The organism is Sphingobium sp. CFD-1 (assembly GCF_024611115.1).
Taxonomy (GTDB): domain Bacteria; phylum Pseudomonadota; class Alphaproteobacteria; order Sphingomonadales; family Sphingomonadaceae; genus Sphingobium; species Sphingobium baderi_A.
In genome coordinates, this window is the sequence record NZ_CP084398.1 from 703,320 (window position 1) to 726,090 (window position 22,771).

The following is a 22,771-nucleotide window of genomic DNA, read 5'->3' on the forward strand; positions in this document are numbered from 1 at the left end:
ACCGGAGGGTCGAGTCATGGCGCATAAGTTCGTGATCGAAAAGAACAAGGCGGGCGAGTTCGTCGCCAAGTTCAAATATAATAGCGAAGTGATCTTCTGGACCGAAGGCTATTCCAGCAAGGCGGGCGCGAAGAACGCAATCGAATCCATCCTAAAAAACGGCCCTGGCGCTGAAGTCGAAGACGCGGGATAATTGCCCATCATCTTGCGTGGGCCAGGGCAGGTTGTGATCGATTGCGGATATCGGAAAACGGGTTCATGTTGGCCCGATGGCTGATAACTGCTGCTCCTCAAAAGGCTCTGAAATTGAGCGTCTTGCAAGGCAAGGGGATCAGCGCAGAGTCCTGATTGTCGTACTGATTATCAATGCGGTGATGTTCGTGGCGGAGTTCGGTGCGGGCGTCATCGCGGGTTCGACAGCGCTGATGGCTGATGCAACGGACATGCTGGGCGACGCATTGGTTTATGGCATAAGCATCTATGCCCTCGACCGTAGCGCGCGCTGGAAAGCGGGTGCGGCGATGTTCAAGGGATTGTTCATTCTGTTGCTGGGCGTGGGCATCGTTATCAATGTCGTTGTCAAGATCAGGACGGGCATCCCGCCGTCATCCGCGCTGATGCTGATCTTCGGCGGCCTCGCCTTGATGGCGAATGCCTTCTGCCTTCGGCTGCTTTGGGGTTTCCGGCAGCAGGACGTGAATATGGCGAGCACGTTCGAATGTTCGCGCAACGATGTCATATCGAATGTAGGCGTGCTGCTGGCGGCTGGAGCCGTGGCGTTGTTCCATTCGCCATGGCCTGATATCGTCATTGGTTCCGTTATGGCGGTGCTTTTCCTGCGTTCTTCCGTGCGCGTCATCGCGGATGCGACGCTCCATCTGCGCGCCATATAGGATTGCTTTCTCCTATCTTCGAAAACTCTCCGCCGCCGCGCAGGCGAGCTGGTCGGCGCGTTCGTTTTCGGGGTGGCCGGCATGGCCCTTCACCCATTGCCATGTTATCTGATGGCGGGCGGCGGCCTTGAGCAGGGCCTGCCAGATTTCCGCGTTCTTGACCGGTTTTTTGTTCGCCGTCTTCCAGCCATTCTTCTGCCAACCAAAGACCCATTTGGTGATGCCGTCCATCACATATTTGCTGTCGGTGTAGAGCGTTACGCGGCAGGGGCGTTTCAGCATATCCAGCGCTTCCACCGCTGCCATCATCTCCATGCGGTTGTTGGTGGTCTGCACTTCGCCGCCGGAAATTTCCTTTTCCTTATCACCGAAACGCAGCACAGCGCCCCAGCCGCCTGGGCCCGGATTGCCCTTGCACGCCCCATCGGTGAATATCTCGACTTGCGTAAGGTCGCTCATGCACCCAGCAGGTCCGTCGGGTTGGCATGGGCGTAGAAGTCAAGGCGGCGCATGAAGGCGAGCGGGTCCTTGCGCGTCACCAGCGCGTCGGCAGGCGTGTTGATCCAGTCATAGGCGCGCGTCAGCAGGAAACGCAGTGCTGCGCCCCGGCATAGGACCGGGAAAGCAGCGCGCTCTTCCTCCGACAAGCCGTGCGTCTCCACATAACCAGCGCCCAGAGCGGCAGCACGGTCGCCATGCCAGATCGCGCCGTCATGGCTGAATACCCAGGCACTATGCGTGACGGCAAGATCATAAGCGCGGATGTCGGTGCAACTGAAATAGAAGTCGATGAGGCCCGTTACCTCATCACCCAACATCAACACATTGTCTGGGAACAGGTCCGCATGGATAACGGCACGGGGCAGATCGGCAGGCCAATGGGCGTCAAGGAAGGCCAGTTCTTCGGCTACGCGCGCGCCAATGCCGGGGGCGATGCGGTCGAAATCCTCGCCGCATTTCGCCGCCAGATCGTGCCAGCCGGAAAGGTCGAGTGCGTTGGGACGCTCGCCAGTGAAGCCCTCCGCCGCGCGGTGCATCGCGCCCAGCGCCGCACCCGCCGCCCGGGATTGGGCCACGGTCGGTTCGGTGACGGAAATGCCGGTCAGAAACTCGATCAGGCAGGCAGGTCGCCCGGCAAGCTGTTGCAATCGCGTGCCGTCTCGCGCCGGGATGAAGCGGGGCACACGCACGCCGCCCGCGCCCAGATGGTCCAGTAAGTCCATGAAGAAGGGCAGGTCCGCCTCATCCACCCGCTTCTCGTAGAGGGTCAGGATATAGCGGTGACCATTGCCGTCCGCGCCGGTGGTTTCGAGCAGGTAGTTGCTGTTCTCTACCCCCTCGGCAATGCCCTTGGCGGAGACGAGGCGGCCTGCGTCATAGCGCGTGAGAAAGGTGTCGATGTCCTCAGCGGGAACATGGGTGTAGACGGCCATGAGTTACGCTGCCTCCAGCCCGCGCGGCAGCTTGAAGGAAATGCGTTCCTGTGCGGTTTCCACCTGTTCCTCCCGCACGTCGAAATGGCGGGCGATGAGGTCCACGACTTCGCGCACCAGCACCTCCGGAGCGGAAGCGCCTGCGGTCAGGCCCAGCGTCTTTACGTCTTTCAGCCAGTCGAGATCGATGTCTTCCGCACGCTGGATCAGGCGGGCAGGCGTGCCTTCGCGCTGAGCGACTTCGACGAGGCGCACAGAATTGGAGCTGTTGGGCGCGCCGATCACATAGAGAGCGTCGCAGCGGGGCGCGATGGTCTTGACCGCCGCCTGACGGTTCGAAGTAGCGTAGCAGATGTCCTCGCCCTTGGGCGGTTGGATCGCCGGAAAGCGCCGTTCCAGCACGGCGACGATAGCGGTGGTGTCATCCACCGACAGCGTGGTCTGTGTCAGGAAGGCGAGGTTTTCGGGATCGGCGGGCGTGAAGGCTTCGGCGTCCTCCACCGTTTCGATGAGCGTCATCGTGCCTTCGGGCACTTGTCCCAGCGTGCCGATGACTTCGGGATGCCCCTTGTGCCCGATGAAAAGGATATGGCGGTCCGCCTTTACATGCCGCTCCGCCTGTCTGTGTACCTTGCTGACCAGGGGGCAGGTGGCGTCCAGATAGGAAAGGCCGCGCTCTTCGGCTTCGGCGGGAACCGCCTTGGGCACGCCATGGGCGGAAAAGACGACCGGCACGCCATCGGGCACCTGATCCAGTTCTTCCACGAAAATGGCCCCTTTGGCCTTCAGATTGTCCACCACATATTTGTTGTGGACGATTTCATGGCGGACATAGACCGGCGCGCCATATTTCTCGATCGCGCGCTCAACGATGACGATGGCGCGATCGACGCCGGCGCAAAAGCCGCGCGGGGCGGCGATCAGCAGCGTCATTGGTGGGCGAGGCGAAGGTGCGTTCGTCATGAAGGGTGGCTCTAGGTGAATATCATCGCGGATGAAAGCGGCTTCCTTTCGGTTGCACGGGCGGCGGGGGATGGATAAGGAAGCCGAACGCCTGAGCCAAGGGCCCATGCCAAGGAACCGCCTGTGACATTGCCTCGTATCGCGCTGACCGGAATGATTCTTCTTGCTCTTGCTGGCTGTTCGCGCCGGGGAGAGATCGACCCGACGGGCGGCATCGTTTCCGTGCGTTCGGCTTGTCCGACAGCCGCGATTCCCGCCTATACCGGTGACATCACCCTGTTCAATCCGGCCCAGAGCCGCGACGCTTCAGCCATCGACGTGGTGGCGAACATCACCGACCTGCGCTCTACCTGCGCGGATGGGGAGCAATTCTATACCGAAGCGACCTTTACCGTGAATGCCCGCCGCGGCGATCCGACCGGTGCGCGGCAGGTGACGCTGCCCTATTTCTCCACAGTCGTGCGCGGCGGCAATGCCGTGATCGCCAAGCGGGTGGGGCAGGTGACGCTGAACTTTGCGCCGGGCGAATATCGCGCGAGCGCGATGGCGAAGGCCGGTTCTTATGTGAACAAAAGCGCCGCGACGCTGCCCGAGGACATCCAGCAGCGGATTACCGCAAAGCGCAAGGCGGGTGATGAGGATGCGGCGATCGACCCTTTCTCGCAGCCGGACGTCAAGGCCGCATTGCAGCGAACCAGCTTCGAGTTGCTCATCGGGTTCAACCTGACCCAGGACCAACTCAAATATAACGCTACCCGTTAAGCCCATTGTCTTCCGTTCGGGCTGAGCTTGCGAAGCCCTGACCTTTTCGAGGAAAGGACGGCCCTTCGACTTCGCTCAGGGCGAACGGCGTTGAAGGAAAGTCCGCTCCTGTGTCCCTTTATACCCGTTTCACCGCTCATCTGAACGTCGTGCTCGACGCGTTGGAAGCGGACGGCGCGCTGCCCGCCGGGCTGAACCGCAAGCCCGTGACCGTGGAGCCGCCGCGCGACCCTTCGCATGGCGATCTTGCTACTAATGCCGCCATGGTTCTCGCCAAGCCGGCGGGCACCAATCCGCGCGCTCTGGCGGAGAAGATCGTCGCGGGCCTTTTGGCGCTGAATGAGGTGGAGAGTGCGGAGATCGCCGGGCCAGGCTTCATCAATATGCGCCTCACCGATGCGACATGGCGCGCGGAACTGGCCGCGATCCATGTCGAGGCCGACGACTATGGCCGCTCCGACACAGGCGCGGGCGTGACCGTCAATGTCGAATATGTCTCCGCTAACCCGACTGGCCCCATGCATATGGGTCATTGCCGGGGCGCGGTGGTGGGCGATGCGCTCGCCACGCTGCTGGAGGCGATCGGGCACAAGGTCATCCGCGAATATTATATCAACGATGCGGGCGGGCAGGTGGATGTGCTCGCGCGGTCGGCCCATGTCCGTTACTGCGAGGCATTGGGCGAGGATGTAGGGGATATCCCGGAAGGGCTCTACCCCGGCGACTATCTGGTGCCGGTGGGCAAGGCGCTGGCTGCCGATTATGGCGACAGATATGTGGGCGCGCCGGAGAGGGAATGGCTGGTGCTGTTCCGCACGAAAGCTGTCGCCGCAATGATGGATATGATCCGCAGCGATCTGGCGCTGCTGGGCATTCATCACGACATCTTTTCGTCCGAGGCGGAATTGCAGGCGGCGGGAAAGCCGGAAGCCGCCGAAAAATGGCTGCGCGACCATGATCTGGTCTATGATGGCGTGCTTGAAGCGCCCAAGGGTGAGACGCCGGACGATTGGGAGCCGGTCGAACTGCCGCTGTTCCGCTCGACGAAATTCGGTGACGATCAGGACCGGCCGATCAGGAAGTCCAACGGAAGCTGGACCTATTTCGGCGCGGACATGGCCTATCATTTCCAGAAGGCGCAGACGGCCGACCAGCTCATCGACATTTGGGGCGCGGATCATGCGGGCACGGTGAAGCGGATTCAGGCGGCCGTTGCGGCTTTGACCGAGGGTAAGGCCCGCTTCGACGTGAAGCTGATCCAGATGGTTCGCCTTCTGCGCGATGGCGAGCCGGTGAAGATGTCCAAGCGCGCGGGCAATTTCGTGACGCTGGCCGATGTGGTGGGTGAAGTGGGCAAGGATGTGGTCCGCTTCACCATGCTCACGCGCAAGGCTGACGCGCAGATGGACTTTGATTTCGCCAAGGTGGTGGAAGCGTCGAAGGATAATCCGGTTTTCTATGTCCAATATGCCCATGCGCGCATTTCCTCGCTCGCACGGCGGGCGGAAGAAGCGGGGATGGAACTTCCTGCGCCCGACCTGTCCCGCCTTGGGACGGAGGAACTGAACCTGGTGAAGCTAGCCGCCCAGTTTCCCCGTGTGGTGGAGGGGGCGGCGCAGGCCCGCGAGCCGCATCGTATTGCCTTTTATCTCAATGACTTGGCTTCCGCTTTCCATGGCTGGTGGAACATGGGGAATGACAATCCGCAGGCGCGCGTCATCCTTATGGATGATCCCGCAACGACTTCGGCGCGGCTTTTCTTGAGCCGCGGAATAGGGCAGATAATCCGCAATGGTCTTGCCCTGATGGGTGTGGCCGCGCTGACAGAGATGCAGTGAAGACGAACGGAGTTTTGGCGGAGTTCTGAGTGATGGGCGACTATGTGCGGGGCCAGTTGGACCTGGATGACGATGATCGCCTCCCCTGGCTGGAACCGGCGATAGAGGAGGAAGATGAGGAACGTCTTTCGCCGCTTCGGCTGCTGGTGTTCATCCTTGTCGGCCTTGCGCTGATCGGCGCGGTTGTCGCTGGTATCTGGTGGATTCAGAATCGGAGCGGCGGTGCAGGTGGCGAGGGCAAGCTGATCGCGGCCCCCGCCGACGACTACAAGTTGCCCGCTAAGGATGCCGATGCGCGGAAGTTCGCGGGAGAAGGTGACGCCAGCTTCGCCGCGAGCGAAGGCGTGGCGCGCGACGGGCGCATCGATCCCAGCCGCGTGCCCGAAGCGCCGATCACCGCGACCCGTCCGGCGCCGGAGGATAGAAAAGCTTCGTCTGCTCAGCCCACGCAGAGCGTCACGACTCGCGTGGCCGATGAAACCAACGCGAAGCCGGTGGCGGCCACGCCAAAATCCGGAGCGGCAGGCGGCATGATCCAGTTGGGCGCCTATGGCAGTCAATCAGGCGCCAAGGATGCATGGAAGCGCCTGTCCAAACGTTTCGCCTATCTGGAACCGTTCACCATGTCGGTCGAATCGGCGGAGGTCGGCGGGAGCACTGTCTATCGCCTGCGCGCGGCAGCTGGCGGACAGGCCAGCGCGATCTGCGGCAAGCTCAAGGTCGCAGGCGAAAGCTGCATCGTCGTGAACTGAAGGGGGCGGTCGCTTTTACCCCTTCGACAGGGCGCACATGAGCCGCTACGATCAGGGTATGAAGCCTGTTATTTTCGGTCTTTCCGGTGAAGCCCTGACCCCTGACGAACGCGCCTTTTTCGCGGAGGCAAAGCCAGCGGGCTATATCCTGTTCCGGCGCAATATCGCGGACAGGACGCAGATTCGCGCGCTGACCGACGACTTGCGGGCGCTGCATGGGCGGGACGATCTGCTCATCATGATAGATCAGGAGGGCGGGCGCGTTGCGCGGATGCAGGCGCCGGTATGGCCCAGTTTTCCGCCCGGCGCGGTGTTCGACCGCCTTTACGATGTGGCGCCGTCCAGCGCTATCGCGGCGGCGCGAGCCAATGCCTGCGCTATTGCGACGACGCTGACGGAGGCAGGGATAAGCGTGGATGCCTTGCCCCTGCTCGACGTGCGGCAGGAAGGGGCGAGCGACATCATGGGCGACCGCACGTTGGGCGCGGAACCGATGCGGGTCGCCGCGCTGGGGCGAGCGGTGCTGGCGGGACTGGCCGATGGCGGGGTGGTCGGCATCGTCAAGCACATGCCCGGCCATGGACGGGCGATGGTGGACAGCCATCATGAATTGCCGGTCGTCACCGCCGATGAGGAGGCGTTGGAGAGCGATCTCGCCCCTTTCCGGACCCTCAAGAACGCGCCGATGGGGATGACGGCGCATGTGGTCTATACGGCGTGGGACGCGGAACGGCCCGCAAGCCTTTCGCCCGTGGTCATAGATCGGATCATCCGCCAACGCATCGGGTTCGATGGGCTGCTCATGTCCGATGACCTCGATATGAAGGCGCTAAAAGGCGGTATCCCGGCGCTTGCGGCTGGGGTCGTCGCGGCGGGGTGCGATCTGGCGCTGAATTGCTGGGGACGGATGGACGACATGGTCGGGATTGTGGAGCAGTTGCCCGAAATATCCGAAACATCGCGGGCGAGGCTTGATCAGGCGATGGCGTCGGTGAAGCGTCCGGCCGACGGGGGGACGTCGCTTGAGGAGTTGCTTGCCACGCGAGATGCGCTGCTGGCGCCGGTTCTGGCATAGGGAGAGCAGGAGTGGACGACCTGTTCACGCCCGTCGCCGCGTCCCGACCCGATATACTGACCGTCAGCTTCGATAGCTGGGAAGGTCCGCTCGACTTGTTGTTGGCGCTGGCGCGGACGCAGAAGGTCGACCTGCGCGAAATCTCCATTCTCGCGCTGACGGAGCAATATCTCGCCTTTATCGACGGCGCGCGGCAGTTGAAGCTGGAACTGGCGGCGGATTATCTGGTGATGGCGGCATGGCTTGCCTATCTCAAGTCCGCGCTATTGTTGCCGAAGCAAGCGCAGCCCGAACCCAGCCCCGAGGAATTGGCCCTACGTCTGCAACTCCGGCTCCAGCGTCTCCATGCCATGCGGGAATCGGGTGCGCGGCTGATGGCGCGTGACCGGATAGGGCGCGATGTGTTCGTGCGCGCAAAGCCGGAGGGATTGCGCCTCGTCCGTAAGGCGAAGTGGGATGCGAGTCTGTTCAACATTCTCCGGGCTTATGGGCAGGTGCGGGCGCGGACGCAGCCGGTGCTCCATCGGGTCGCCGTCCGCCCCGTGATGACGCTCGATGAAGCTATTCAGCGGGTCAGCGCGCTGGTGGGTATGGCGTTGGACTGGACGCGGATCGAATCCTTTCTGCCCGCGGGACTGGATGCACCCATGGCGAAATCGGCTCTGGCCAGCAGCTTCGTCGCGGCGCTGGAATTGGCGCGGCAGGGGCGGCTGGATATCTGGCAGGAAGGGATATTCGAACCGATCTTCCTGCGCGCGGCGACTCCAGCCCAGGAGAAGGAGAGGCTGTTGTGACGGCGGAGGCCGACGATTTCCTGCGAGCGGTGGAAGCGGCGTTGTTCGTCGCGGAAGAGCCGCTGACGCTGGCCGATCTACGGCTCCATGTGGGGGAAGCCGGTGACCTTTCCGGCGTGCTTGCGGCATTGGCGGATCATTATGCCGGACGCGGCGTCAACCTTGTCGAAAGGGGCGGGCGCTGGCATTTTCAGACTGCGGCCGACCTGGCCCATATCTTGCGTCGTGAGCGCGAGGAAACGCGTAAATTATCCCGCGCGGCGATGGAAACGCTGGCCATTATAGCCTATCATGAACCTGTAAGCCGCGCCGAGATAGATGCCATTCGCGGCGTGCAGGTGGCGAAAGGAACGCTGGACGTTCTGATGGAAGCGGGCTGGGTTCGGCCTGCCGGGCGGCGCGAAGTGCCGGGACGGCCGCTCATCTATGTGACGACCGTAGAGTTTCTGTCACATTTCGGCCTTAGCAGCCGCCGGGACCTGCCGGGCATCGATGATCTGCGCGCGGCGGGTCTGCTGGACCCGGTGGATTTGGCGTTGGAAGGGTTGGGAAACCAATCCGTAGTGGAAAATGATGAGGAAGAAGCCTAGATAGGCCCTCTTTCAGGAGTATTGCATAATGGGTTCCTTTTCGCTGATGCACTGGGTCATCGTGCTCCTGGTGGTCATGCTGCTGTTTGGCGGCGGCCGGATTTCCGGGCTGATGGGTGACGTCGCCAAGGGTATCAAGAGCTTCAAGAAGGGCATGGAGGATGACGACGACGTCAAGCCAGCCAAGCCCGCCCAGCGAATCGAAGGACAACGTGTTTCCGAACAGGATGCGCCGACCGCCACGGAAGAAAAGACCGGCGTCTGATTTTTCCTCAGACTGCGATAGGCTGGCATGTTTGATATTGGGTCGTCCGAACTTCTGCTGATCGTGATCGTCGCGGTGGTCGTGATTGGTCCCAAGGATTTGCCGCGCGCGCTCTACAAGGTGGGGCAGATCGTCGGTAAGGCGCGTGGCATGGCGCGCCATTTCCGCACCGGCATCGACGCCATGGTGCGGGAGGTCGAACTGGAAGAACTGGAGAAGAAGTGGGCGGAACAAAACCGTCGCATCATGCAGGAGCATCCGCCCGAAACAGCCGAATCGATGGAGCCGCTGCCTGCACCGGCAACGACGTTGGAGGAGGATAATAGCGCTGCGGACGTAAAGCCCGCTTTTGTTGCGCGATCGGCTTCCCCTGCGTTGGAAGCGCCCACCGCAGATGAGGCGCAGGACCGGAAGGGCGATGCGGCTGCATGATGGACATCGATGATACCAAGGCGCCATTGCTCGATCATCTGGTCGAATTGCGTGGACGGCTGCTGAAATGCGTGTGGGCGTTGTTTCTCACGGGCGCTGTCTGCTTTTATTTTTCCGACAAGCTGTTCGCGCTACTGGTCCATCCGCTCAAGGAAGCCTTTGGCGATGCGGGCGGCCGACTGGTCTATACCAAATTGTATGAAGCCTTTTTCGTGCAGGTGAAGATTGCGATCTTCGGTGCTTTCTTCCTGTCCTTTCCGATCATCGCAAACCAGCTATGGGCCTTCGTCGCGCCGGGGCTTTACGCCAAGGAAAAGAAGGCGTTGCTGCCCTTCCTTGTCATGACGCCGGTGCTGTTCGTCATGGGCGCATCCCTCGCCTATTTCGTAGTGATGCCAACGGCATTTCATTTTTTCTTGCAATTTCAAGGGAATAGTTCGGGACTTTCGGTCGAGGCACTGCCATCCGCCGGGGATTATCTGACGCTGGTGATGCAGTTTATCCTAGCCTTCGGGATCAGTTTCCTAATGCCCGTGCTGTTGATGCTGCTCAATAGGGCGGGGTTTGTGACGCGGGCGCAGTTGATCAGCCTGCGCCGCTACATGATCGTGGCGGCCTTCATTCTGGCGGCAGTGCTGACGCCGCCTGATGTTGTGTCGCAACTGATGCTAGCGATCCCACTGCTGCTGCTTTACGAGATCACGATCATCGCCATCTGGTTTACTGACCGGCGCAAAGCGCAGGAGGAAGCGACAGAGAGCGCTTCGGCCTGAGTTTTTCTCTACAAAAAAAGCCCGTCGGCAGGCGGGCCATGTCGGGAGAAATCATGAAGGAAATGGCTTAATTTGCCGAGTCTTCCACGGCTTCGCCTGCGCTCTGCACATCGCGTCCTGCGCCTTCCACTGTATTGCAGGCCGCAACCATCAGGGAACCCGTCAGCAGCAGCGCGACAAGAATCTTCTTCGTCATGCAACCTCTCCTTGAAAACACTCGGTCCGGCTCTGTTGGGTGAACCGGAGACAAGGGAATAACCCCTGTCCGCCGAAAGCGTTCCGTGCAAGAAACCATTCTGATTTCAGTATTTTGTGCCCCTGAAATAGTCTGAGCCCGGAACGCGTCGGGGGGGGGGAAGCGTTCCGGGCTCATGTTTTTTTGGATAGCAAGAGCGGGGGGCAAAAGATTTGCTATCCGCAGATCATAACGCTCATCCCAGAAGGGGGTTCCCAGCCAATTGAAAAAAATCGTGATTTTATTTTCTTTTTTTTCAATCGCTTGCTAAAAATCGCCGAGAAATCAGGTCAAAGGCTTGCCGCTATTTCGATATTCGGGACGAATGGTGGATTCAGGCAAGGCCTGGACAGGCTGTGAAGGGACTATCGGCATCGTCTGGTAGGAAGGAGAAGGCTGGACCGCATAGGGCATCTCAAAGGCGTCAAGAGGCGCCACAGGCTTGGCTGGCCACGTCCGCCGCGCAGGGCCGGATTGCATCTCGCGCCCGCCATAGGGGATACGAAAAGCGGCTGGCGTCCCGTGAAACCCTGAATTGCGGTAAAAGATGTGCGCGCCGATCACTGCCACTGCCTGAAGGGCGCTGGACCATGGGGGGCGGACGGCTAGCGTATGATAATGTGTGGCAAGGCCCACGGGACGATAGACCAGTCCAGAAAGGGCCTGGTCCGCGATGCGCTGTGCCCGTGTCCAGGCGCGGATGTCGGGCGCGCGGGCCATGGACCCATCGCAACTGAAGGTGAACTGGCACCGATAGTCGGTGCGTTCCGACCCTTCATACACGACGCCGCACACGCTGTTGGGCCAGAGCGGGCTGCGGACCCGGTTGAGTACGACCTGCGCGACGGCGCGTTGCCCGTCTTCCGGCTCATTGCCCGCTTCATAATAGATGGCCGACGTCAGGCAATTGAGTGCACGATAGCTGTCGAGCGCCGTCAATCCGCGAAAGGCCATGGCAGGGGCCGCCTGCACTTGAGCCAGGCCCATCACATGTTCGCTGCGCGATATCTGCACGCCTGGCACGGGATCGAATGCGCCCTGCGCGAAGAAAAAGGCGGAGCCGGGGAAATTCTGTCCCGCTTTCTCGGCGGGATCGTCGTCGGTGATGGGGGTGTCCAGCATGTCGAGGGGCGCTGCAGTGATAAGGTGCGGCGCCGCAAGCGCGGTCATCGCCACGGCGGCAAGGGCACCATGCAGCTTCCATCTGTTCCCCGCCATGCGAGACTGCATTACCCGTCCTTGCGAATTTCGCCCATTGCCCGGCGCTCTCGATCCGCCCTAACTCAAAGAGGTTGCGATTTCCTGTCCGGATTCGCGATCGTCCCGCTATGGTACGTTCTGCCTGTTACAGGTTAACGCGCGGCAAAGGGATAAAAACTGAGGCTTTGCGGGCCGATGTATTCCATTGCTTGGCAAGGCGCTGTCTGGTCCGCTATGCGGATGTCATGCTGGTCCAAAAAGATAGTCTCGCCCTTATCGGCAACACCCCTCTCGTGCGCCTCGCCGGTCCTTCCAGCGAAACGGGATGCGAGATTTTCGCCAAGTGCGAATTCGCCAATCCGGGTGCTTCGGTGAAGGATCGCGCGGCGCTGTTCATCGTCAATGACGCTGAGGAAAAGGGATTGCTCAAGCCCGGCGGGACGATCGTGGAGGGGACCGCAGGCAATACCGGCATCGGTCTGGCGCTGGTCGCCAATGCGAAGGGCTACAAGACGATCATCGTCATGCCGGAAACGCAGAGCCGCGAGAAAATGGACACGCTGCGCGCGCTGGGGGCGGAACTGGTGACCGTGCCGGCCGCGCCCTACTCCAATCCCGGCCATTTCGTGCACACGTCGCGCCGCATCGCGGAAGAGACCGACAATGCCGTCTGGGCGAACCAGTTCGACAATATCGCCAATCGCAAGGCGCATATCATGGGCACCGCCGAGGAAATCTGGACACAGATGGACGGGCGGATTGACGGCTTCACCTGCGCGGCAGGGACAGGTGGCACGATTGCGGGTGTGGGACTAGGGCTGAAGGCGCATGATGAGGCCGTCACCATTGCCCTCAGCGATCCATATGGCGCGGCGCTCTATAATTATTACGCGCATGGCGAGTTGAAAGCGGAGGGCAGTTCCGTCGCGGAGGGCATAGGACAGGGGCGCATCACCGCCAATCTGGAAGGCGCTCCCATCGACACGCAGTTCCGCATTTCCGATGATGAGGGATTGGCCTGGGTCCGCCGCTTGCTGGCCGAGGAAGGGCTGTGCCTGGGCCTGTCGTCAGGCATCAATGTGGCGGGCGCAGTGGCGCTGGCGAAGCAACTGGGTCCGGGCAAGCGGATCGCGACGATCCTGTGCGATACAGGTTTTCGCTATCTTTCAACGCTTTATAATCGGGAATGGCTTGAATCTAAGGGCTTGACGGTGTTCCCTTGGTTCGCGCACAATCGTTGACAGGCCGATAAGGTCGCGGCTGTCAGAAAAAAAAGAGCAGATTATGGCTGAAACACCCCGCCGACAGGAAGGGTTGCAGCGCGTCCAGATCGGCTTGACGGGTCTCGCGGGCGTGGTGCTGCTGGTCGGTCTTGCGAATATCGTGATTGACAAGGCGCGAGTGGACGATGCCATCGCGCCGCCTCCAGTCGTGCCCACCGCTGGGGCCAATGCCGTGTCGCCCAAGGAACCACTGGCGGAACTGGGCGTACAGCCCGCGCCGGAGCAGGCGCCGGTCGTGCCCGATCTTCAGCCCGATCCCTATCTCAGGAAACCGATGGATCGCGATCCGCAGGCACAGCCGCGCTGACGAGCGATAAGCCGATAGAGGGTCCGCATCACGCATGATCGCGATGGGGCGCTGCCTGTTGATACTGTGCCTGCCGATGCTGGTGCTGCTGAGCGGTTTACCTGCCGTGCTGCATGGTGGACAGGTCGACGCGATGCGTTGGGCATGGCCTGCCATGTTGATATTGACGAGCGCTGGCTGGATCATGGGCCGTGCGCGGTTGAAGCTGACGCTGTGGATTTCGACCGTTGCAGCCGGAAGCGTTCTTCTTCTGTGTGTCGTCGCAGCGGGGCGTGCGCCTCCACCGTGGCCGATGTTGCTTTTGTTGGTCATTGCCTGTGCTGCGGGTGCGGGTGGCGCTGTGTGGCGGTCGCGCTGGCCGCTAGCGTTTGGCCTGCTGGCGGTCGCGGGGCTGGCATGGTTTGTTGGACGGGCTTCTCCAGTCAGGCAGGTGGCGGATCGGCCGGCGCTTGCCGTCATCACGGCCCTGCCCCTGTTCTGGCGCGAGGGAGAACTTGGCCTAACCGCTCGGACGGATGCGCTGATCGTCGCACTGCTGCGTCGCCGCTTCGATGTGCAGCCATTGGATAGCGCCCTGTCGCCTGACCTGCGGAGGATGGGGCTGCTGATGCTTGCCCAGCCGCGCGGGATGGAGGCAGGGGAACTGGTCGCCATCGACCAATGGGTGCGAGAGGGCGGGCGGGTGCTGATATTGGCTGATCCGCTGTTGCTCTGGCCATCGTCCTTGCCGTTGGGCGACCGCCGCCGTGCGCCTCCCGCCAGCCTGTTAGGTCCATTGCTGGATCATTGGGGTGTGCGGCTGGCCCCGGCCGAAACGATGGGGGAGGGGCGACATTTTCTGCCCGACGGTTCTTTATTGACGAGTATGGCGGCCTCTCGGTTTGAGGTGCGAGAAGAGCATTGTCGGCCCGAAGCATCCGGGCTGATTGTCCTATGCCGGATAGGGCGGGGCACGGCTATCATGGTGGCCGATGCGGATATGATCGACGACCGGCTTTGGCTGGCCGATCCTGGCCGTCCCTTGTTGCCTCAGCAATGGAGTGCCGATACCCCTGCGCTGGTCATGCATTGGCTTGGCCAATCGCTTTCCGGCGAGCGACGCTGGGTGCGCTCGGAAGATGATCTGGTGCGAGCGGTACGCTGGGCGGCGCTGGCCGGGATTTTATGGGCGGGATTGGGATGGATGTGGTTCGGGCGCGTGGAACGCCCGATTGCGAGTGGGCAGAGGGCAGCCGTAGAGGGAGAAATAGGGTCAAAGTAGAAATAAAAACCAGAACAAAACAGGATTTCCCAGATTTTACCGACTTTTCCCTTTTCTTGACGCTTGGGGATTGGTATCTGATTGCCTATTGGGGTTGTCAGGCTTCGTGCGCGTAATGTGCTGGATCGCATCGGCGATTTAGCGAGCGATGGCCTGCGCTCCGTCAACAGGGGCGAACAGGCCAAAAGTGTCGGAACTCATTCTCTATACGGGCAACGCGTTCAGCGTCGCGGACGGCAAAGGTCGTTTCGTGCTGCCCTTGGAGATGCGCCGGCAGGTGAAGCTCTCCAGCGGAGGCGAGAACCGCCTCTATATGTCCGTTCATGTCGAAAATGGCTGCGCTACAGGCTTTGGCGAGTCGCATCGCCGCTTCCTGTTCGGTGAAGTCGAGGAACTGGCGCGCGAAGCGCGGGCGCAGGGCCACGACTATAATGCCGATCTGGAGTTGGAGCGCCGCCTTGGCACCATTGAGGAAGTGAATTTCGACGAAGGCGGCCGCTTCGCCATGCACCCCGATATCAAGGAGGAATATGGGGTCACTGACGCCGTATTCTTCTATGGCGTGGGCCGTTACATCCAGATCTGGAAGCCCGAAGCGCTGATAGACAGCAAGAATCGCCCGGAATTGATCCGTAACAAGGTGCGCCGTTGGCTGGATCAGCGAGAAGCGGGGGGCGGCAAATGACCCTCTCCGCCGATCCCGATCGCCATATTCCCGTCCTGATTCATGAGGTGCTGGATGCCCTCGCCATCAACCCCGGCGAGCAGCATGTCGATGGCACGTTCGGCGCAGGTGGTTATTCGGCGGCGATGGCGGGGAAGGGCGCGCAGGTCTTCGCTTTCGACCGTGACCCCGATGCGATCCGGGAAGGGCAGGCGCTGGCATCAGAAAAGGGCATAGCCCTGATCGAAGGCGAGTTCTCCCGTATGGAGGCGCTGTTGGCGGAGCGTGGCGTGACGAGTGTTTCGGGCATAACGCTCGACATCGGCGTTTCGTCTATGCAACTCGACAGGCCGGAACGAGGCTTTTCCTTTCAGGCTGATGGGCCGCTCGCCATGACGATGAGTCAGGACGGTATGAGCGCGGCCGATTTCCTGAACAACGCCCTGGAGCAGGACATAGCCGACGTGCTCTATCGCTATGGTGAAGAGCCGCGTTCGCGTCGCGTCGCGCGGGCCATCGTCGAGGCGCGGCCGCTGGAGCGGACGGGGCAGCTTGCTGCCGTGGTGCGCCGGGCGCTGGGCCACAAGCCCCATGACAAGAAGGACCCGGCAACCCGGACCTTCCAGGCTATCCGCATCCATGTGAACCGCGAACTGGAGGAACTGGAGCGCGGGCTGGAAGCGGCCGAGGCCCTGTTGGAAGAGGGCGGTCGTCTGGCTGTCGTGACTTTCCACAGCCTTGAGGATCGGATCGTCAAGCAATTCCTGCGCCAACGTTCGGGCAGCGAAAGCGGTGGATCGCGCCACATGCCCGAGCGGCAGGTCAACGAACGCCCCACTTTCGAGCGCCCCGCCAAGGCTGTGCGTCCCGGTCAGGCCGAATTGACGCGCAACCCCCGCGCCCGTTCCGCCACGCTTCGCAGCGCCGTCCGCACCGGTGCGCCAGCCCGCCGTTCCAACACCAGCCGGAGTGATCGGCCATGATCGCGGTCAAGAGGTTGCAGAGCCTGATCTGGGTGTTCCTCGTCGCGCTGGGCGCGCTGGGCGCTTATCTGGTTTCGCTCAAGGTCGCGACGGAACGCAACGAACTGATGCGGGTCAAGGCGCAGATTGTGCGAGCCAATGGCGACATCCGTTATCTGGAAACCGAATTCAGCGCGCGGGCGAACATGCGGCAGCTTGAGCGCTGGAATCAGGATGATTTCATGTATGCGACCCCGACTGCCCAGCAATATCTGGCGGGCGAGCGGGCGCTGGCGCATCTGGACGGCGTTCAGCCCAATGGTCCCGATTATGTCGCGCCGCCGGTGATGGTGGCGATGGTGCAGACGCCCGCCGATCTGCCGTCCGCCGCGCAGCCCGCTCCGGCCAGTCCTGCCGCGACGCAGATCCGCAGCGACATTGCCGTCATCCGCGAAGCCCATGCGGCCGATAATGTCGACAGGATCGCGAAGCCCGCCAAGCCAACGCTTGCGGAAAAGGCGAAGCGCGACGCCGACACGTCCCGCCCCAATCCGGTTGCGCGCCGTGCCGAGCGGATGGCGATGCTGGACGCCAAGCTGCTGGATGACAGCACGCTGGGGGACCTCAGCGCCAAGGCTGCGCGCGAACGCAGGAAGGAGCCGCGCTGATGGCGACGATCATCGTCCAGCCAGGTGGTGCAAGGGCCGGGCGGCAGCGGATCAACCTGACTGCCATTGCCCATAATCGGCTGATGCTGCTGTTGCTGTTGTTCCTAGCCATCACTGCGATCCTGATCGGCCGGCTCACCTGGGTCGGCTTCTTTGCTGATGGCGGGCGGGGCGGGGACGGGCTTTCGGGACTGCTCCCCGCGCGCGCGGACATTGTCGACCGCAACGGCGTGCCGCTGGCGCGAACGATGGATGCCTATTCCATTGCCGTGCGTCCATCGAAGCTGATCGGCGAACCGGCGGAACTGGCGCGCAAGCTGCACGAAATCTTCCCTGATGAGCCGGAGACCGAGTTTTACAAGAAGCTGACCGGCAAGGGCTGGGCCTATTTGCGTCGCCGTGCTTTGCCCGAAGAAGTGGCGGCCGTGAATGCGCTGGGCGAAATCGGCATCGAATTCCCACGCGAAAAGGAACGACTCTATCCGCAGCGGACGCTGGCAGCGCATGTGCTGGGGTTTGCGCCCAATGCGGACGGCGTAGGCGGCATGGGCGTGGAAGCGGCTTTCAACGATCGCCTGATCGATCCGGCGCTGCGTGGACAGCCCTTCGCCATTTCGATCGACAGCCGGGTGCAGGGCGCGCTGGAAAGCGAGCTTTATGCCCAGATGGTCGCGCAGAACGCGAAGGGCGCGGGCGGGGTCATCCTCGACGCCAATACCGGCGAGGTGATCGCCATGGCCTCTATCCCCGTGTTCGATCCCAATAAGTTGCAGAATTACGCGGGCAAGAAATGCTCTGATTCGCCGCTCTGCAACCATATCGTGCAGGCGCGTTACGAACTGGGTTCGACCTTCAAGCCTCTGTCCATTGGAGCGGCCATGGATCGGGGCGTCGTCACGTCGATGAGTAAGCGGTATGATGCTACCGCTCCGCTGGCCGTCGCGGGCTTCAAGATCAAGGACGACCATCCGCTCGGCCGCTGGGTGAATGTGCCGCAGATCCTTGTGCACAGCTCCAACATCGGCACTGCGCGCATCGCGGACGAAATGGGTGCCGAGCCGTTGCAGCATCTTTTCCGCGAACTGCATTTCGACCAGCGGGCCCCGATCGAGCTTAACGAGCGCGCCAAGAGCATCTGGCCGTCGAGTTGGGGGCGCATTACCACCATGACGGTATCCTATGGCCATGGCATCGCGGTCACGCCGCTCCACCTTGCGGCCGCCTATGCGGCGCTGGTGAATGGCGGCATGTGGCGTCCGGCCACGCTGCGGAAGCTGAAGCCCGATGAAGTGCCGCAGGGCCATCGCGTTTTTTCCGCTGCCACCAGCGCGCGGATGCGGCAACTGTTGCGGATGATCGTTTCAGCCGGTACAGGGCGGAGCGCCAACGCCGTGGGCTATCGCATTGGTGGCAAGACAGGCTCCGCCGAAAAGCCGGAAGAGGGCCGCTATAACAAGACTTCACTGGTGACGACTTTCGCTGCTGCTTTCCCGATGGACAATCCCCGCTATGTCGTGCTCACCATGATGGATGAGCCGAAGGGGAACGCGCAGACTTTTGGTTTGCGGACGGCCGCCTGGACGGCGGCGCCGGTGGTGAAGCGGGTGGTGGAACGCACCGCGCCGATGCTGGGAATCATGCCCGACGAGCAGCGTGACGTCGATATTTCCGACCTCATGCCGCTGCTTGGCGGAGACAAGGGAGAAAAAGAGTGACGCGCCTCGGGTCGCTAATCGAGGAGCTGGATGTCGAGGTCGACGGCGACGCCGGCCTCGACACGTCCGTCACGGGTTTTGCGATTGATAACAGGAAGGTCGCGCCGGGCACCGTCTTTGGCGCGTTCCAGGGGCTGCGCGTCAATGGTGAGGTTTATATTCCTGACGCTGTGAAGGCGGGCGCGATTGCCGTCGTCGCCCGGCCCGAAGCCAAGGTCGAGGGCGCGGTGCATATCGCTCACCCCAATCCGCGCCGCCTGTTCGCCTTGCTCGCCGCACGCTATTTTTCGCCTTTTCCTGATGTAACCGTCGCTGTCACCGGGACCAATGGCAAGACGTCCACTGTGGAATTGACGCGACAGCTTTGGCGGATGCTGGGGCACAAGTCGGCGTCCATCGGCACGCTGGGCGTCACCACGTCGGTCGATCAGGTTTCGACCGGCCTTACCACGCCGGACATCGTGACCTTTCTGTCCAACATGTCGGGTCTCAGACGCGAGGGCATCACTCATGCCGCGTTCGAGGCGTCGAGCCATGGCCTCGCCCAATATCGAACCGAAGGACTGCCGGTCGTGGCGGGGGGGTTCACCAACCTGTCGCGCGACCATCTCGACTATCATGGCGACATGGACAGCTATTTCGAAGCCAAGATGCGGTTGTTCGACGAAGTGGTCGCACCAGATGGCGCCGCGGTCATCTGGGCAGATGACGAATGGTCGGACAAGGTTATCGAACGGGTTACGAAGCGGGGGCTTCGTCTGCTGAGCGTCGGGGTGAAGGGGCAGGCACTGCGTCTTGCCAACCGCACCCCGACCCAGTTGGGTCAGGCGCTTGAGATTGAAGCGGATGGCAAAATCTACAAGGTCAATCTGCCGCTCATCGGCGCCTATCAGGCGGCTAACGCTCTCACGGCGGCGGGCCTCGTCGTGGCGACGGGTGGGGATATAGCCAAGGTGCTGGAACTCTTGAGCCGGGTCCAGCCGGTGCGCGGGCGGCTGGAGCGCGCCGTTATCAGCAAGGCGGGCGCGCCGGTCTATGTCGATTATGCCCATACGCCCGACGGCCTGCGCGCCGCTATCGAGGCGCTGCGTCCGCATACGAAGGGCCGCCTGATCGCTCTCTTTGGCGCGGGCGGAGATCGCGACGCGGGCAAGCGACCGCTGATGGGTAAGGTCGCGACCGAGCTTGCCGACCATGTGATCGTGACGGATGACAATCCCCGTTCCGAAGACCCCTCCGTCATTCGTTCCGCTGTGATGGCGGGCGCTCCGGGTGCCGAGGAAATCGGCGGGCGGCGCGCCGCCATCGCCGCGGCCATCGCGCAGGCGGGGGCGGATGATATTGTGCTGCTGGCGGGCAAGGGACATGAGCAAGGGCAGATCATCGGTGACCGCGTGCTGCCGTTCGATGACGTCACCGTGGCGCGGGAGTGCGCGGGGTGAAAGCTGACCTCTGGACCTCCGGGGAAATTGCTTCGGCCACGGGCGGCGCCGCGACGGCGCCGTTTGCCGTTTCCGGTGTGGCCTTCGACAGCCGCGAAGTGACCCAAGGCGACCTGTTCGTCGCGATGAAGGGTGAAACTACCGACGGGCATCGCTTTGTCGACAAAGCCTTCGCGCAGGGCGCGGCGGGCGCCATCGTCAGCGAGCCGGTCGATTATCCGCATGTGCTGGTGCCCGACAGCGTCGCCGCTCTGGGGGGGCTGGGCCGCGCTTCGCGGGCACGGATGGGGGGGAAGGTGATCGGCGTCACCGGATCGGTGGGCAAGACCGGAACCAAGGAAGCACTGTTCCAGGCGCTTGACCGCAGCCATCCGGCGTTCGTGCACCGCTCGGTCAAAAGCTACAACAACCATGTGGGCGTGCCTCTGAGCCTGTCGCGGATGCCCCGTGGCGCGGCCTTCGGCGTGTTTGAGATGGGCATGAATCATGCGGGTGAACTTGCCGCGCTCACTCGGCAGGTGCGTCCGCATGTCGCCATCGTCACCGCCATCGCACCCGCGCATATCGAATTTTTCGGCACCGAAGACAAAATCGCGCAGGCCAAGGCGGAAATCTTCGAAGGGCTGGAGCCGGGCGGCACGGCGATCATCCCCTATGACAGCCCACATGTCGCCATCCTTTACGAAAAGGCGGAGAAGCACGCGGCGCGTGTTTTGACTTTCGGCTTTGGTGAGGAAGCGGATGTTCATGTGCGGGAAATGGTTCCTGCGGCGAGTGGCGGAACGCTGGTGACGGCGGTTTTGTCCGACGCTGAACTGTGCTTCACCGTTGCGGCGCCGGGCGACCATTGGGTGTCGAATGCGCTAGCGGTGCTGGCGGCGGTTGAGGCGTTGGGCGGCGATTTGGCGATGGCGGGGCTTGCACTCGCTGAGATGCCAGGCCTGCCGGGACGCGGCGAGCGGCGCATCGTGCCGGTCGCGGGTGGCGAGGCGCTGCTGATCGACGAAAGCTATAATGCCAATCCGCTGAGCATGGCGGCGACGCTCAAGCAATTGGGACAGGAAAAGGCAGAACGCCGCATCGCCGTTCTGGGCGGGATGCGCGAACTGGGCGACCGCAGCGCCGAACTGCACGCCGGACTTGCAGAACCGCTCGCCGCCGGACAGGTCGACTATGCGATATTGGTTGGACAGGAGATGGCGCCGCTGGCCGACGCGCTGGGAAAGGCATTTTCCTTCGCTCACGTGCCCGATGCGGCGGCGGCCACCAACCTGCTGCAATCCGAAATGCGCGCGGGCGATGCGATCCTGGTCAAGGGATCGAACGGCATCGGCCTGTCACGCCTGATTGCCGCGCTGAATGAAACGACCCGCGATGGGAACAGGAACTGATGCTCTACTGGCTTGCCCAGACACTGGATTTCGCGGGGGTTTTCAACCTTGTCCGCTATTTGAGCTTTCGTGCCGGAGCGTCGATCGCGACGGCGCTGCTCATCGGCCTCGTCATTGGACCACGGTTCATCGGCTGGTTGCGCGTGCGGCAGGGCAAGGGACAGCCGATCCGTGACGACGGCCCGCAAAGCCATCTGGCCAAGCGGGGCACGCCGACCATGGGCGGTCTCATGATTCTCACTTCCATGATCGTGTCGGTCCTGCTCTGGATGAACCTCTCGTCCATCTATGTGTGGGCTTGCCTCTTCGTGACGCTGGGCTTTGGCGCGATTGGCTTTCTTGACGATTATGACAAGGTGACGAAGGCCAGCCACAAGGGCCTTTCAGGCAAGGTGCGTCTGCTGTTCGAGTTCCTGATCGCGGGGTTCGCCGCGTGGATGATCGTTAATCATCACGGCAATACCGCGCTTTATGTGCCCTTCTACAATGGCCCGGCGATCGAGTTGGGGCCGTTTTATTTCCTGTTCGCAGCCTTCGTGATCGTGGCGTTCGGCAATGCGGTGAACCTGACGGACGGGCTGGACGGCCTTGCCTCCATGCCGGTTATTATCGCGTCGCTGGCGTTCATGCTGATCGTTTATCTAGTCGGCCGCGCGGACTTCGCCACCTATCTGGGCATTCCGCATGTGCCGGGGGCCGGCGATCTCACCATCCTGTGCGGTGCGATCATTGGGGCAGGCCTCGCCTTCCTCTGGTTCAACGCGCCGCCCGCCGCCGTATTCATGGGCGATACCGGGAGCCTCGCGCTGGGCGGCACCATCGGCGTGATCGCCGTCACCGCGCATCATGAAATCGTGCTGGGTATCATTGGCGGGTTGTTCGTCGTGGAGGCGATGAGCGTCATCATTCAGGTATTCTTCTACAAACGGACCGGCAAGCGCGTGTTCAAGATGGCGCCGATCCACCATCATTTCGAGCAGCTTGGCTGGGCCGAGCCGACGGTCGTCATTCGTTTCTGGATCATCGCCTTCGTGCTTGCGCTCGCCGGTCTTGCCACGCTGAAGCTGAGGTAA

Annotated in this window: 26 protein-coding genes; 21 read left to right on the top strand and 5 right to left on the bottom strand. The window is 62.1% G+C overall.

Translation table 11 applies throughout. The annotated features are described in order from the left end of the window. Positions 1–16 precede the first annotated feature (16 nt). A complete protein-coding gene (locus tag LDB26_RS03520; protein ID WP_082635152.1) occupies positions 17–193 on the top strand; it encodes a DUF1508 domain-containing protein in 177 nt (58 codons plus the stop codon). Positions 194–269: 76 nt separating this feature from the next. Further along, on the top strand, positions 270–893 hold the full coding sequence (locus LDB26_RS03525) for a cation transporter (RefSeq protein ID WP_062064159.1): 624 nt from the start codon (positions 270–272) through the stop codon (positions 891–893). Between the two features lie 12 nt (positions 894–905). Here LDB26_RS03525 and rnhA read toward each other — a convergent pair whose 3' ends face one another. The 3 genes from rnhA to ispH are packed head-to-tail and all read right to left on the bottom strand — an operon-like array spanning position 906 to position 3,289. Next, entirely contained in the window at positions 906–1,352 is a 447-nt protein-coding gene (gene rnhA / locus LDB26_RS03530; RefSeq protein ID WP_257540376.1) for a ribonuclease HI, read from the bottom strand. Further along, complete coding sequence (gene thrB, locus LDB26_RS03535; RefSeq protein WP_257540378.1) at positions 1,349–2,326, bottom strand: homoserine kinase; 978 nt, start codon at positions 2,324–2,326, stop codon at positions 1,349–1,351. Before thrB ends, rnhA begins: the two co-directional genes overlap by 4 nt. A 3-nt stretch (positions 2,327–2,329) precedes the next feature. Next, positions 2,330–3,289 carry a 4-hydroxy-3-methylbut-2-enyl diphosphate reductase gene (gene ispH, locus LDB26_RS03540; RefSeq protein ID WP_062064164.1) on the bottom strand — a complete coding sequence of 320 codons (960 nt, stop codon included), beginning with the start codon at positions 3,287–3,289 and terminating at the stop codon, positions 2,330–2,332. A 153-nt stretch (positions 3,290–3,442) separates the two neighbouring features. Between ispH and LDB26_RS03545 the strand changes: the two genes are divergently transcribed. The 9 genes from LDB26_RS03545 to tatC all read left to right on the top strand — a co-directional run bounded on the left by LDB26_RS03545 (position 3,443) and on the right by tatC (position 10,570). Beyond that, complete coding sequence (locus LDB26_RS03545; RefSeq protein ID WP_062068606.1) at positions 3,443–4,051, top strand: hypothetical protein; 609 nt, start codon at positions 3,443–3,445, stop codon at positions 4,049–4,051. 110 nt (positions 4,052–4,161) lie between these two features. Continuing rightward, entirely contained in the window at positions 4,162–5,889 is a 1,728-nt protein-coding gene (gene argS, locus LDB26_RS03550; protein WP_062064165.1) for an arginine--tRNA ligase, read from the top strand. Positions 5,890–5,921: 32 nt separating this feature from the next. Next, positions 5,922–6,641 carry an SPOR domain-containing protein gene (locus LDB26_RS03555; protein ID WP_062064167.1) on the top strand — a complete coding sequence of 240 codons (720 nt, stop codon included), beginning with the start codon at positions 5,922–5,924 and terminating at the stop codon, positions 6,639–6,641. A 58-nt stretch (positions 6,642–6,699) separates the two neighbouring features. After that, positions 6,700–7,716 (top strand): beta-N-acetylhexosaminidase, encoded by a 1,017-nt coding sequence (gene nagZ, locus LDB26_RS03560; RefSeq protein ID WP_257541964.1) that lies wholly within the window; start codon positions 6,700–6,702, stop codon positions 7,714–7,716. Between the two features lie 11 nt (positions 7,717–7,727). Further along, entirely contained in the window at positions 7,728–8,510 is a 783-nt protein-coding gene (locus LDB26_RS03565; RefSeq protein WP_257540380.1) for a ScpA family protein, read from the top strand. Then, the gene (scpB, locus tag LDB26_RS03570; RefSeq protein WP_257540382.1) at positions 8,507–9,100 is read left to right on the top strand and encodes an SMC-Scp complex subunit ScpB; all 594 of its coding nucleotides are present in this window, start codon (positions 8,507–8,509) and stop codon (positions 9,098–9,100) included. Before LDB26_RS03565 ends, scpB begins: the two co-directional genes overlap by 4 nt. Before the next feature lie 28 nt (positions 9,101–9,128). Further along, positions 9,129–9,365 carry a twin-arginine translocase TatA/TatE family subunit gene (locus LDB26_RS03575; protein ID WP_062064171.1) on the top strand — a complete coding sequence of 79 codons (237 nt, stop codon included), beginning with the start codon at positions 9,129–9,131 and terminating at the stop codon, positions 9,363–9,365. A 27-nt stretch (positions 9,366–9,392) separates the two neighbouring features. Beyond that, positions 9,393–9,797, top strand: a complete 405-nt coding sequence (gene tatB / locus LDB26_RS03580; RefSeq protein WP_062064173.1) for a Sec-independent protein translocase protein TatB — start codon at positions 9,393–9,395, stop codon at positions 9,795–9,797. After that, on the top strand, positions 9,794–10,570 hold the full coding sequence (tatC, locus tag LDB26_RS03585; RefSeq protein WP_062064174.1) for a twin-arginine translocase subunit TatC: 777 nt from the start codon (positions 9,794–9,796) through the stop codon (positions 10,568–10,570). Before tatB ends, tatC begins: the two co-directional genes overlap by 4 nt. Positions 10,571–10,637: 67 nt before the next feature. Here tatC and LDB26_RS03590 read toward each other — a convergent pair whose 3' ends face one another. Continuing rightward, positions 10,638–10,766, bottom strand: coding sequence for an entericidin A/B family lipoprotein (locus tag LDB26_RS03590; protein WP_062064176.1), 129 nt, complete (start codon positions 10,764–10,766; stop codon positions 10,638–10,640). Positions 10,767–11,090: 324 nt separating this feature from the next. After that, entirely contained in the window at positions 11,091–12,035 is a 945-nt protein-coding gene (locus tag LDB26_RS03595; RefSeq protein WP_257540385.1) for a cell wall hydrolase, read from the bottom strand. Positions 12,036–12,250: 215 nt separating this feature from the next. Between LDB26_RS03595 and LDB26_RS03600 the strand changes: the two genes are divergently transcribed. From LDB26_RS03600 to mraY, 10 genes are all read left to right on the top strand, one after another. Beyond that, complete coding sequence (locus LDB26_RS03600) at positions 12,251–13,246, top strand: cysteine synthase A (RefSeq protein ID WP_062068610.1); 996 nt, start codon at positions 12,251–12,253, stop codon at positions 13,244–13,246. A 43-nt stretch (positions 13,247–13,289) separates the two neighbouring features. Then, on the top strand, positions 13,290–13,595 hold the full coding sequence (locus LDB26_RS03605) for a hypothetical protein (protein ID WP_062064180.1): 306 nt from the start codon (positions 13,290–13,292) through the stop codon (positions 13,593–13,595). A 34-nt stretch (positions 13,596–13,629) separates the two neighbouring features. Beyond that, the gene (locus tag LDB26_RS03610) at positions 13,630–14,856 is read left to right on the top strand and encodes a GldG family protein (RefSeq protein ID WP_257540387.1); all 1,227 of its coding nucleotides are present in this window, start codon (positions 13,630–13,632) and stop codon (positions 14,854–14,856) included. Positions 14,857–15,043: 187 nt separating this feature from the next. Next, the gene (locus LDB26_RS03615; protein ID WP_062064184.1) at positions 15,044–15,541 is read left to right on the top strand and encodes a division/cell wall cluster transcriptional repressor MraZ; all 498 of its coding nucleotides are present in this window, start codon (positions 15,044–15,046) and stop codon (positions 15,539–15,541) included. After that, entirely contained in the window at positions 15,538–16,503 is a 966-nt protein-coding gene (gene rsmH / locus LDB26_RS03620; RefSeq protein ID WP_062064186.1) for a 16S rRNA (cytosine(1402)-N(4))-methyltransferase RsmH, read from the top strand. The genes LDB26_RS03615 and rsmH overlap by 4 nt, the downstream gene beginning before the upstream one ends. Then, a complete protein-coding gene (locus tag LDB26_RS03625; RefSeq protein ID WP_257540389.1) occupies positions 16,500–17,150 on the top strand; it encodes a colicin transporter in 651 nt (216 codons plus the stop codon). The genes rsmH and LDB26_RS03625 overlap by 4 nt, the downstream gene beginning before the upstream one ends. Further along, a complete protein-coding gene (locus tag LDB26_RS03630) occupies positions 17,150–18,865 on the top strand; it encodes a penicillin-binding protein 2 (RefSeq protein ID WP_257540391.1) in 1,716 nt (571 codons plus the stop codon). The genes LDB26_RS03625 and LDB26_RS03630 overlap by 1 nt, the downstream gene beginning before the upstream one ends. Continuing rightward, complete coding sequence (locus LDB26_RS03635) at positions 18,862–20,307, top strand: UDP-N-acetylmuramoyl-L-alanyl-D-glutamate--2,6-diaminopimelate ligase (RefSeq protein WP_082635154.1); 1,446 nt, start codon at positions 18,862–18,864, stop codon at positions 20,305–20,307. Before LDB26_RS03630 ends, LDB26_RS03635 begins: the two co-directional genes overlap by 4 nt. Next, positions 20,304–21,698, top strand: a complete 1,395-nt coding sequence (gene murF / locus LDB26_RS03640; RefSeq protein ID WP_257540393.1) for a UDP-N-acetylmuramoyl-tripeptide--D-alanyl-D-alanine ligase — start codon at positions 20,304–20,306, stop codon at positions 21,696–21,698. The genes LDB26_RS03635 and murF overlap by 4 nt, the downstream gene beginning before the upstream one ends. Beyond that, positions 21,698–22,771, top strand: coding sequence for a phospho-N-acetylmuramoyl-pentapeptide-transferase (mraY, locus tag LDB26_RS03645; protein WP_062064190.1), 1,074 nt, complete (start codon positions 21,698–21,700; stop codon positions 22,769–22,771). Before murF ends, mraY begins: the two co-directional genes overlap by 1 nt.